The following is a 12,132-nucleotide window of genomic DNA, read 5'->3' on the forward strand; positions in this document are numbered from 1 at the left end:
GGCTGCGATCTTTTGATCCTCACTGTCGCAATTTGCGACGCTCACTTGTTCCCCTGTCATCGGCAAATAGCCCAAGAGGCCCATCCGATCAGGGTTCCAATCAAACAAGCACAACTGGCACAGCCATTGCGAAAGACCTCGCCACACGAACAAGACGAGGTTTCATCATGTCGCTCCCACACCTGCTTCCCGCCACTTCGGCGTTCATCCAGCGCGCCCCGCGCATGCTCATCGGCGGCGACTGGGTCGAGGCCGCCGACGGCCAGACCATGCCCCTGCACAATCCGGCCACCGGTGAAGTGCTGTGCGTGGTGCCACGGGCAACGCCGGAGGATGTCGACCGCGCCGTACTCGCCGCCCGCCAGGCGTTCGACGATTCCTCCTGGACCCGCACCCGCCCCCGGGAGCGGCAGAACCTGCTGTGGAAACTCGCCGACCTGATGCAACGCGACGCCGAACTGTTGGCACAGCTGGAATGCCTGAACAACGGTAAAAGCGCGGCCGTGGCCCAGGTGATGGACGTGCAACTGGCCATCGACTTCCTGCGCTACATGGCCGGCTGGGCGACCAAGATCGAAGGCTCGACGGTTGACGTGTCGGCACCGCTGATGCCCAACGATCAGTTCCACAGCTTCATCCGTCGTGAAGCGGTGGGCGTGGTCGGTGCCATCGTTGCCTGGAACTTCCCGCTGCTGCTGGCCTGCTGGAAACTCGGCCCGGCCCTGGCCACCGGTTGCACGGTTGTACTCAAACCGGCCGATGAAACCCCGCTGACCGCACTGAAACTCGCCGAGCTGGTGCTGGAGGCCGGTTATCCCGAAGGCGTGTTCAACGTGGTCACCGGCACCGGCATCACCGCAGGTTCCGCCCTGACCCACAATCCGCTGGTGGACAAGCTGACCTTCACCGGCTCCACCGCGGTGGGCAAGCAGATCGGCAAGATCGCCATGGACTCCATGACCCGGGTCACCCTGGAACTGGGCGGCAAGTCGCCCACCATCGTCATGGCCGACGCCGACCTGAAAACTGCCGCGGCCGGGGCTGCCAGCGCGATTTTCTTCAACCAGGGCCAGGTCTGCTGCGCAGGTTCGCGGCTGTATGTGCAGCGCAAGCACTTCGACAATGTGGTGGCGGACATCAGCGACATCGCCAACGCGATGAAACTCGGCAACGGCCTGGACCCGAGCGTCGACATGGGCCCGTTGATCTCGGCGCGCCAGCAGGAGCGCGTGTACGGGTACATCGAAAAGGGCCGGGAAAGCGGCGCGACCATCGCCTGCGGCGGCGAGCAGTTCGGGCCGGGATTCTTCGTCAAGCCGACGGTGATTGTCGATGTCGATCAGAAGCACTCATTGGTGCAGGAGGAAATCTTCGGCCCGGTACTGGTGGCGATTCCGTTCGATGACGAGGCCGATGCCCTGCGCATGGCCAATGACAGCCCCTACGGCCTGGGGGCGAGCATCTGGTCGAATGATCTGGCGGCGGTGCACCGGATGATTCCACGCATCAAGTCGGGGTCGGTGTGGGTCAACTGCCACAGCGCGCTGGACCCGGCGTTGCCGTTCGGCGGCTACAAGATGTCCGGCGTCGGGCGTGAGATGGGGTATGCGGCGATCGAGCATTACACCGAGTTGAAGTCGGTGTTGATCAAACTTTGATAGTCGGCGCTCTTTAGGCCGCCATCGCGAGCAAGCTCGCTCTCACAGGGTTTTGCGTCGATCTCAGGATCATGGCTCAACACAAGTCCACTGTGGGAGCGAGCTTGCTCGCGATGAGGCCGGTCGAGACGGCTCAAATATCAGGGTTTGAATCCCTGAGCCAACAACCAACTCCTGACCATCCTTCCCTGTTCTGTGGTTAACCCAGCCAACACCTGCTCAGCCGGTTCACTGCGCAACCGCCGCACCAACGGCGCCACCTCCACCCCCTGCACATGCCAGATGCCCAACGGCTGATCCACCGTGATCACCACCTCGGCCTCATCGACAAATCCATCGCGCAGCACCGGTGCGCGTTCGATTTTCAGGGCATTGAAATCGGCCTCGGCATGGGCGATTTCAGCATCCGGCCATTGCCGCCGGGCCTGCCAGAATGGCTGATCCAGCCAACGCTGCTCATCGGCATAAAAATCCCGGCCGATCCGCGCGAACCGCAGGAACAGCTGTTCCACCCGCTGCTGGTGGAAACGCCGGGCCAGAGCCGTTCGTTCGGGTTTGCACAACAGCGTGTTGATCACTGTCGGCGCCTGCAACGCCGAGGAGAGGGATTGAAAGATGCCATTGCCCGACAACGGGTCCACAGCCATCGCCGCATCGCCGACCCGAATCCAGTTATCGCCGCACACCTGCGGGTGGAGAATCGCCGTGCTGCTGCGGGCATGCAGCTGCAAATCCAGTTCAGGTTCGCCGCCGAAAAAAACACGGGCCACTGCCGACTCCCCACGTTTTTGCCGGCAGTAATCGAGCAACATGGCCTTGCCCGGCAACCCGGCACTGGCCACATCCACCGTCCATTGCCAGTAACACTGGCCGTCGGCCCGGCGCGCCATCCACGCCCAGCCGTCGGCAAGGCTTTCCACGGCGCTGGCGGTGCTGCCCGGCGTACCTTGCCAGCGATTGAGCAGGCTGACGGTCTCCGGTCCGCGCAAGCCTTTACCGAGGGTCGGCGCCTGGCGTCCGCGGGCCTCCACCAGAAAGTCCGCTACCAGCGACTCGTGGCCGTCGATTTCAATTTGATGTCCGGTTGCGCAGGTCTGTACCGACAGCACTCGACCTTCAACAAGATCAACTCCAGCCAAGCGCAAATCCTCGCGCAAGCCGCGATCAAAGGTCGGGCGATCAAGCAGGTATTCAACGTTCTGCGCATGCTGCTGGCCGTTCCAGTTCACCTGTCGCTGCGAAGGCAACGCCGCTTGCGCTAACGCCTGTTGCAGGCCCGCGCCGCGTAACGCTTCCAGCACCCGCACGGACACGCCTTCCAGCGCAGCAAAGCGGCGCCACTCGCTGACCAGTGTCACGGCGTAACCCATTCGCCGCAGCCCCAAGGCCACCGCCGCGCCCGCCGGCCCCGCACCCAGAATCACAATCGCGGTCATGGCCCGAAACGCCGTTCGGGGCCACGATAACGTGCGTTCTGTCGCAGAAACTCGATGATCTGCTCGTTGCAGGCATCAGGCTGCTCGACGAGGAACCCGGCGATGTGCCCGCTCAACGCGGCGCAACCGAGGCTCGCCCCGGATTGCCCCGGGTACGTGCCATGCACACAGGCGGCGAAATCCGCCTGGGCGCTGTTGAGCCACGACCATTCCTGTTCGGCGCAGCGCGCATCGCCGGTCACCCGCAGCACCTGCGGATAGTTGGCCGGAAACACCCCTTCGCCCTGGGCCGGACTCGACGCACACAACAGCACGCCCCGTGCTACCGCCGCCGCGCAGGCCGCGCGCAACAGGCTGCGATCCTGGCGCAGGCCGAGGCTCAGATTGATCAGTCGCACGTTCTGCGCCACCAGCCAGTCAATCGCCGTGGCGATCTGCAAGGCGCTGGTGACACCGCGCTGGTCGAACACCTGGGCCACGCAAAACAGCGCCGAGGGTGCACGCCGGCCAATCGCCTCGATCACTGCACTGCCATGCCCCAGCGGATCGTCGCGCAAGTCGCCCTCGGCCAGGCCATTTTCGAGCAATGAAAAGCGCCGACCGGCGATCACTTGCACCCTTTGCGCCGCTGAATGGCCGCTGTCCACCACACCCACGCGCAACTCAGGTTTCATGCAGCACCGTTTTCGAGGTCAGCACGCCGTCGAGCAATTCGAAACGCAGATCGGCATCGGCCAGGGTTGAAGGGCGATGGCTGATCAGGATGCGCGTGCGTGCGGCAAACAAGCGGTCGATGGCGTCGATGACTTCGCGCTCGGTGGCTTCGTCCACCGCTGAGGTCGCTTCATCGAGCACCAGAATCAAAGGGTCCTGCAACAGCGCACGGGCAATCGCGATGCGCTGCTTCTGCCCACCGGACAACTGCTGGCCGCGCTCGCCCAGCGGACTGTCGAGGCCCTCGGGCAAGGACTCGATCAGGCTGTCGAGTTGCGCCAGGCGCGCCACTTCGGCAATCGCTTCGCGGCTGGCGTCCGGCACCGCGTAAGCCAGGTTGTCGGCGAGGCTGCCGCGAAACAGCACGATGTCCTGGCTGACGATGGCAATGCGCCGACGCAACTGGAACAGGTCCAGCTCGCGCACATCGACGTCGCCCAGCAGGACCCGGCCCGATTGCGGATCGTGATGCCGTTGCAGCAGGTCGATCAGGGTGGATTTACCGGCGCCCGAACCGCCGCTGAGGGCCACTTTCAAACCGTAGGGAATCCGCGCTTCAATGCCGCGCAGGGTCGATTGGCGACCGGGATGGGCGAAGTGCACGTTGTCGAACCAGAGATCACCGCCATTGGGCATCGGCTGAGGTATGGCAGGCGTCGACACGGTCGGCTGTTCGCCGCGCAACTCCATGACCCGGCCGAGGCTGACGGTCATCCGCTGAATCGCCACGTAGAGCCCGAGCAGGCTCTGTACCGGACCCACGGCCATCCCCAGGTAGGTGGAAAACGCGATCAGCGCACCGAGCTGCCAGGTGCCCTGCACCACCCAGTATCCGCCGATCAGGAAGGCGCAGGCCCGGGACAGCGAGGTCAGCGTGCCGGGCACGGCCTGGGTGAAAAACTCGGTGACTTGCAGGCGCAGCAACTGGCTCATGTAGCCCTGCCCCAACGTTTCCAGGCGCCGCGCTTCGCGCTGTTGCTGGCCGGCAGACTGGATGAACTTCATCACCGGCAACGTCTCGACCATAAACGACGACATGTCCGCCGAACGCTCGCGCAACTGCCGCACATCGCGCTCGACCTTGCGCCGCATCCAGCGCAGCCAGAGGACATCGAGGGGGATCAGTACCAGGGCCAGCAACGAAAGTTTCCAGGACAGCGTCACCAGCATCGCGATGGCAACCACCAGGCCAATCACGCTCGACACCGCCGAGAACAGCGAGTCCACGGCGAACCGCTGGATCTCCGCGACGTCGCCATCGAGGCGCGACATCAGGTCACCGATGCGCCGCTGCCCGTAAAAGCTTGGTGACAGGGTTTGCAGATGCCGGTAGAGGTCATCGCGCAAGGCAAACAGCATGCGCCCGGACAGTCGCGTGTGCAGGTAGCGGTTGATGCCCGAAAGCGCCGTGCCCAGCAACCCGGCAACGATCATCAGCCCGGCGATCAGCACCAGCATCGGGAAGTTGCGCGCCAGCAGGCCGTCGTCGATCAACAGTTTGGTCAGCCACGGCTGCACCAGCACCAACGCCGAAGCGCAGACCGACAGGCCCAGCAGCCCGGCAATCGCCAAACGATGGGGTCGCACGAAGCTGTACAGCCAGCGCAGCGACGCCTGTAGGGCCTCGGGGTTCTGGCTGTCGATCAGCCGAACGATCAGGCGTTGCATCAGGAGCGCAACTGTTTGAGCTTGCGATACAGGGTCGCGCGGCTGATGCCCAGAGCGTCGGCGGCGGCCGAGACGTTGCCCTGATGCGTGTCCAGGGACTGGCGGATCAGCTCCAGTTCATTTTCCCGGATGCTGCCGGCCTGGGGCCGTTCGCTGGCGGTCAATTCGTCGAGCATGCTGTCGGGCAGGTGGTCGAGGGTCAGCACGGTATCACCCGGTTCGCGCATGGCCAGCGCGGTGCGCAGGACCATCTCCAGCTGGCGGATGTTGCCCGGCCAGTGATAGCCGCTGAGCAAACGATCGAGATCATCGTGCAGGACCACGGCGGGTGCGCCCAGTGTCGCCAGCAGGCGGCTGACCAGCGCGGCGAAATCTTCGCGTTCGCGCAGGGCCGGGAGCATCACGCTGATGCCGTTGACCCGGTAGAACAGGTCCTCGCGAAAGTGTTTATCTTCCACCAGACGCTTGAGGTCACGGTGGGTAGCGCAAATCAGTGCGACGTCGATGTCCTGCTCTTCGCCGGCGCCCAGGGGCGCGACCTTGCGATCCTGCAACACCCGCAACAGTCGGGCCTGCAAGGCCAGGGGCATGTCGCCGATTTCATCGAGAAACAGGGTGCCGCCATGGGCCTGTTGCAGGCGGCCGACCATACCGCCCCGGCGTGAACCGGTGAACGCGCCTTCGCGGTAGCCGAACAGTTCGGACTCGATCAGGCCTTCGGGAATGGCCGCGCAGTTCACCGCCACGAAGGGTTTCTCGCAGCGCGCGCCGGCCATGTGCAGGGCGCGGGCGATCACCTCTTTACCGGTGCCGGTTTCGCCCAGTAACAACACCGGCAGTTCGTTGGCCAGCCCTTGACGGGCCATGCGCAGGGCACGGGCGTAGCGCGTATTGCTGCCGGCGAGCGCTTCCAGATCCGGTTGCGCCTTGGCCGGTTTCGCGACCGTGCGCGGCGGGCTGCCGACGTTGATCGAGCGTTGCGGCGCGCGCAGGGTTTTATAGAAGAATTCACCCTTGGCGGTCTGCAGGCTGCCGGTGCCGCCCTGATGCAGGCGCGCCAACAATTGCAGGCCGTCGACGCCGAGAAACTCCTCGCAGCGCCGACCGACCAGGGCCGAGCGTTCGGCGTGGAGCAACTGACAAGCCTGGGCGCTGACCGCGAGGATCTGCCCGCCAAGGCTCACCGCCAGCAGGCCTTGCCACGGGGATTCGAGGTATTGGCGACGGCTGTGGAAGGCGAGGACGATTTCGTCCGGATAACTGGCGTTGAACACCCGGCTTTCGATCTGGCTGACGGCCATGGCCAGCAGCGCCGTGCTGTCGTGGGCGCGGCCGAGCGGGCCTTCACGGGTCAGGTCGAGGACACCGAGGATGTCGCCCTGGGGGCAATGGATCGGCACCGAGGTGCAGGAAAAATCACTGAGACGGTCCAGATAATGTTCGCCGCAATCGATCAGGGTCGGCCGGGCTTCCACCAGTGCCGTGCCGAGGGCGTTGGTGCCGCGGACCGCTTCGCTCCAGCAGGCGCCGAGGGTGATGTCTTGCAGGCCACTGCCCTTGAGGCGGTCGGCGCGGCCTTCGACGGCGAGGATAGTGGCGTCGGAATTGGCGAGGATGATCAGCCCTTCCTTGCCCTGACGCTCGGCCAGGTAATCGATGGCCGGCAACGCGGCGTCGATCAGCAGGCGATTGCTGCCCAATAACAGGTCCAGGCTGGCGCTCGATTCCAGCGCCAGCTCGTGCTTGGCATTGAAATGCACGCCATGGCTCAGGCTGCGCCGCCATGAGGCATCGATCTCCGCACGCAGGACACCATCCGGCACTTCGCCGTCAAGGTGCAGCTTTTCCCGGGCCAGCCGGGCTTCGCGATGCAGTTTGGGGGAGTTTGTTTTTATTAGCGTCATCAAGCGCTCCGGGTCGTCCGCCCTTGCGCCTTCATACGTCGGCGCCCTGCCGCAATCTTTACGTTAACGTAAGGGCTATGGCAAGTCCTGTGGCGAGGGGGCTTGCCCCCGTTCGGCTGCGCAGCAGTCGTAAACCGACGAACGTCGTATTTCCGTGAGCAAAAGGTCGCTGGTTTTAGGGCTGCTGCGCAGCCCAACGGGGGCAAGCCCCCTCGCCACAAACTCAGAGCTGCCACACCTCAGGGCTCACAAAAAACGCCTTGGCATTATCCTCCAGACTCTCCAGGTGATACCCGCCCTCCTGCACGATCAGGCACGGCAACCCGAGGCTGCGGATCCGCTCGCCGAGCACGGCAAACCCTTCGCGGGTCACCGCCACTTTGCTTTGCGGGTCCAGTTTGAAAATATCGAAGCCCAGGGACAGCACCAGCACCTCGGCACCGAAGTCCTTCACCGCCTTCAGAGCTACCTCCAATTGCTCGAGGAAGTCGGCCTCGCTGGCGCCATGGGCCATTGGCAGGTTGAGGTTGAAACCCTCGCCCACCCCGGCACCGCGCTCTTCGGCAAAACCTGCGACACCCGGATAGAAGTTGGTCGGATCGCCGTGCACCGAAACGTAGAGCACGTCGTCACGGTCGTAGAAAATCTCCTGAATGCCCTGGCCATGGTGCATGTCGGTATCGAGCACCGCCACCCGTGCGAACCCGTCGCGCAATACCTGGGCCGCCACGGCCGCGTTGTTCACATAGCAGAAACCACCCGCCGCTTCGGCCCGGGCGTGGTGGCCCGGTGGGCGGCACAAGGCATAGGCTGCCGGCTCGCCATCGAGCAACGCCCGGGCGCCGGCGATGGCGCTTTGCGCCGACCAGTAGGCCGAACGCCAGGTCTGTTCGCCCACCGGGCAACTGCCATCGGCCAGATAACGTGCAGCCTGGGCGAGTATCCCGCGCAGGGCATTCGGTTCACGGACGAAGATGTTCGACATCACCTCATCGCCCCAATCCTCTGGAATCTCTTTCCAGCGCTGATGGGCGTCCTGCAAAAACCTCAGGTACGGTGCGCCGTGCACCGCCAGCAGCGGATCGAGCCCGGCGTCGGCCGGTTGCTCGAGCTTGAAACCCAAGGCATGAGAGGCCTGCACCAGGCGCTGCGCACGCTCCGGCACTTCCTGCGGCGTGCGCATCTGGCCTCGGGAGTAGTAACTGCGTGGATGGTGGAGCAATTGTTCGGGGTGGAAAAAACTGCGCATGGATTAATACCTGTCAGTGTGGGAGCGAGCCTGCTCGCGAATGCAGAGTGTCAGCCACCATCACTGCTGAATGACACACCGCTATCGCGAGCAGGCTCGCTCCCACATGGGATTTGTGTTTATTCAATGATTTCGGCACGGGCCAGCACGGCGTTGAGCAACACATCCGTGCCCTGCCGCACATCTTCAGGCAACACGTCTTCCGCTTCGTTATGGCTCAAGCCGCCCACGCACGGGATGAACACCATCGCCGTCGGGCAGAACCTCGCCAGGTGGATCGCGTCATGCCCGGCGCCGCTGACAATCGATTGCTGAGCGTAGCCCAGCCCATCCACGGCCTGTTGCACCGCCGCCACGCAGTCCGCGTCGAACGGCGTGGCCGGGCTGATCCAGTGCGGGGTGATGGCCAGTTTCAAACCGCGACTGTCGGCTATCGCCTGAAGCCGCGCACGGACCTGTTGCTCCATCGCCTCGATGGTTTCGTCATGGTGATGACGCAGGTCGACGGTGAAGTTCACCAGCCCCGGAATGGTATTGCGCGACGATTTGTTGATGCTCAACTCGCCAACGGTGGTCAGGCCTTCGGGGGCGAAGTCCGCCGCCAGGGCTTCGATGGCCTGGATCATCGGCGCCACGCCGTACAAGGCATCCTTGCGCAGCGGCATAGGCGTGGTGCCGGCGTGGGCCGCCATGCCTTCGACCCGCACGTCGAGCCAGCGAATCGCCTGGCCGCCGCTGACGACGCCGATGCTCTTGGCGTTGTCTTCGAGGATCGGCCCTTGTTCGATGTGCGCTTCAAAGTAGGCATCCACCGCGCCCCCCAGCGGGCGCTCGCCGGCATAACCGGTGTGCTGCAGTGCCTCGGCGACGCTGATGCCATCGATGTCGCGCACCGCCAGCGCGGCGTCCAGCGCCATGATGCCGGTGAACACCGCCGAACCGAACATCGCCGGGGTGAAGCGTGCGCCTTCTTCGTTGGTCCACACCGCCACTTCCAGCGGCTTGCGGGTCTGGATCCCCAGATCGTTCAGGCAGCGCACCACTTCCAGGCCGGCGAGCACGCCGTACACGCCATCGAACCGCCCGCCTTCGGGCTGGGTGTCGAGGTGGCTGCCCATCATCACCGGTGCCGCGTCAGGGTCAGTGCCGGCGCGACGGGCGAACAGGTTGCCGATGGCATCCACGCTCAGGGTCATGCCGGCTTCGCGGCACCAGTGGGCAAAGAGTTCACGACCGGCCTTGTCCTCGTCGCTCAGGGCCAGGCGGCAGCTGCCGCCACGGGCGGTGGCGCCGATTTCGGCCATTGCCATCAGACTCGCCCAGAGGCGTTCGCCATTGATCTTCAACATGAGTTTCTCCAGGAATATTCGGTTCAGGCCTTGGCCAGTTCCAGCCGTTCAGCGCTGGCGTGGCGACGGGCGAGGGACAGGACACACAGCAGCGAAGTCGCGGCGATCAGGCTGTAGAACACCGCCATCGGCCACCACTGGCCGGCGAACCTGTGCGCCAGCATCGTGCCGATCAGCGGCGTCAGGCCACCGGCCAGCGCACCGCAAATCTGGTACGCCAGGGAAATCGCGGTGTAGCGCACGCGGGTCTCGAACATGCCGCTGACGTAGCCGGCGATCACCGCGTAGAACGACGCCATGCACACCACGGCCAAGGCAATGCCGAGGATGATCAGCGGCGCCTGGGCCGAACTGACCAGCACGAACATCGGGTATGGCGAGGCCATCGCCAGCAGCGACACCAGGCACAGGAAGCGGGTCGCACCGATCTTCTCGGCGATCCAGGCCGCCAGCGGCTGGATGCAGAACTGGATGATCGCGACGAAAAACAGGCACTCCAGAATCAGCGAGCGCGGCAATGAGAGTTGCTGGGTGGTGTAGGCGATCATGAAGGTGTTGGTGAAATACACCCCGGCGATCCCCAGGGTGTTGGCGCCGATGCACAGCAACAGCGGACGCCACGCGGTACGCAGCACTTCCATGACCGGCGCCTGTTCCTTGCGCTGGTTTTTACTGGCCTGCTCGCGGCTGGCGAGGAACTCCGGCGACTCATTCACCCCCAGGCGAATCGCCAGGCCCACCAGCAGCAACAGCGAACTGACGAGGAACGGCAAGCGCCAGCCCCAGCTCATCAGGTCTTCTTCCGGCAGACGGGTGACGGCGCTGAAGGCCAGCAGCGACAGGATCAATCCCGCCGGGCTGCCCAGTTGCGCAAACGAGGCGAAGAAGTTGCGCCGGCCTTTCGGCGCATGTTCGCCGGCCATCAACACCGCCCCGCCCCACTCGCCCCCCACGGCGATGCCCTGGACGATGCGCAGCAGGATCAGCAGCACCGGCGCCGCCGCGCCGATCTGCGCGTAGGTCGGCAGCAAGCCGATGCACACCGTGACCACGCCCATCATCAACAGGGTGATGATCAGCGATTTCTTGCGGCCGATGCGGTCACCGATATGGCCGAAGACGATCCCGCCCAACGGCCGAGCAAAAAAGCCCACGGCAAAGGTGCCGAAAGCGGCCATGGTGCTGAACAGTTTGTCGTCGGAGGGGAAGAACAGCGCGCCGAACACCAGCGCGGCGGCGGTGGCGTAGATGTAAAAGTCGTACCACTCGATCATGGTGCCAATAAAGGCGGCGGCTGCCGCACGGCGCGGCTGGGACGAAGCTTGAGGCTTCATGGGTCGGGCTCCTTTGGTTATTTTTCTGGCAGGAGGGAAACGGCAAATCCGCGGCGCTCTGGCGGCGCCGGTCTGGGGATGATTTTTCGTTCCAGGACCATGATTAGTCAATTTTCTATTTATTATTCGAAGTATTAATTCAATTTATAATCAAGGGCGGCGGCAACCGAACGCGACGTGCAATGCACAGGCGTTCAGCAGAAGGTAAAACGGTGGCACAAGAATTCAGAATACGCGGGCCAGACCAGGAGTCCGGTTCCAACCTGCGTTAGTGAGCTCCAGCACGCTGCTGGCACCCCGATTCACGATGGGTCATCGAGTGGAAGGAAAAAGGGAGGGCATCCATTGCCCTCCCCTCTGTGGTCCACGCTCCCTGCGACAGTACTGGCCAGGACCTCAAGTGGCCAGGATGAAGTCCGTCTGATCAACGTCCGCGTTGGCGACACCCACAAGACGGATGGAGTCTGCCCCGATCCCCACCATCGTGTCCGCCCCGTCAGTCGTGATGCTCACGTTGGCAGCGAACGTCGCACTGGTGATCCCCAACCCCGTGATGTTGAGCAAGTCCTGCCCTGCGGCCGGATTGACTCCGAAGCCAAAGATCGCATCGTTGCCGAAACCTGCGGCAGCAAACATGAAGGTATCGTTGCCGGCAGTACCGCCACTCAGCAGGTCGTTACCACCACCACCGGTGAGCACGTCGTTACCCGCACCCCCCACGATCGTGTTGTTCAGCGCGTTGCCAGTGCCCGTAAAGTTGCCGCTGGCGCCGTAAAACAGATTCTCGACGTTGGCACTCAGGGTGTAGCTCGCCAGGTCG

9 protein-coding genes are annotated in these 12,132 nt (G+C 64.0%); 1 reads left to right on the plus strand and 8 read right to left on the minus strand.

Annotated features, from left to right (window positions below; genetic code table 11):
- The first annotated feature begins 167 nt into the window (after window positions 1-167).
- Window positions 168-1,658 carry an aldehyde dehydrogenase family protein gene (locus PMI26_RS06895; RefSeq protein WP_007977837.1) on the plus strand — a complete coding sequence of 497 codons (1,491 nt, stop codon included), beginning with the start codon at window positions 168-170 and terminating at the stop codon, window positions 1,656-1,658.
- Window positions 1,659-1,798: 140 nt separating this feature from the next.
- Here PMI26_RS06895 and qhpG read toward each other — a convergent pair whose 3' ends face one another.
- The 8 genes from qhpG to PMI26_RS06855 all read right to left on the minus strand — a co-directional run.
- Entirely contained in the window at window positions 1,799-3,094 is a 1,296-nt protein-coding gene (gene qhpG / locus PMI26_RS06890) for a flavin-dependent monooxygenase QhpG (protein WP_007977839.1), read from the minus strand.
- Window positions 3,091-3,768, minus strand: a complete 678-nt coding sequence (gene qhpE, locus PMI26_RS06885; protein WP_007977841.1) for a subtilisin-like serine protease QhpE — start codon at window positions 3,766-3,768, stop codon at window positions 3,091-3,093. The genes qhpG and qhpE overlap by 4 nt, the downstream gene beginning before the upstream one ends.
- Window positions 3,758-5,476, minus strand: a complete 1,719-nt coding sequence (locus PMI26_RS06880) for an ABC transporter ATP-binding protein (RefSeq protein ID WP_007977844.1) — start codon at window positions 5,474-5,476, stop codon at window positions 3,758-3,760. Before PMI26_RS06880 ends, qhpE begins: the two co-directional genes overlap by 11 nt.
- Window positions 5,476-7,380: a sigma-54-dependent Fis family transcriptional regulator gene (locus tag PMI26_RS06875; protein ID WP_007977845.1), complete on the minus strand. Its 1,905-nt coding sequence runs from the start codon at window positions 7,378-7,380 to the stop codon at window positions 5,476-5,478. Before PMI26_RS06875 ends, PMI26_RS06880 begins: the two co-directional genes overlap by 1 nt.
- A gap of 223 nt (window positions 7,381-7,603) precedes the next feature.
- Complete coding sequence (locus tag PMI26_RS06870) at window positions 7,604-8,629, minus strand: histone deacetylase family protein (protein WP_007977847.1); 1,026 nt, start codon at window positions 8,627-8,629, stop codon at window positions 7,604-7,606.
- A gap of 119 nt (window positions 8,630-8,748) precedes the next feature.
- Window positions 8,749-9,978, minus strand: a complete 1,230-nt coding sequence (locus PMI26_RS06865) for a Zn-dependent hydrolase (RefSeq protein WP_007977849.1) — start codon at window positions 9,976-9,978, stop codon at window positions 8,749-8,751.
- Between the two features lie 23 nt (window positions 9,979-10,001).
- On the minus strand, window positions 10,002-11,312 hold the full coding sequence (locus PMI26_RS06860; protein WP_007977851.1) for an MFS transporter: 1,311 nt from the start codon (window positions 11,310-11,312) through the stop codon (window positions 10,002-10,004).
- A gap of 396 nt (window positions 11,313-11,708) precedes the next feature.
- On the minus strand, window positions 11,709-12,132 hold a 424-nt coding region (locus tag PMI26_RS06855; RefSeq protein ID WP_007977853.1), incomplete at its 5' end, for a calcium-binding protein.

This window comes from Pseudomonas sp. GM33 (assembly GCF_000282295.1).
GTDB lineage: Bacteria > Pseudomonadota > Gammaproteobacteria > Pseudomonadales > Pseudomonadaceae > Aquipseudomonas > Aquipseudomonas laurylsulfatiphila.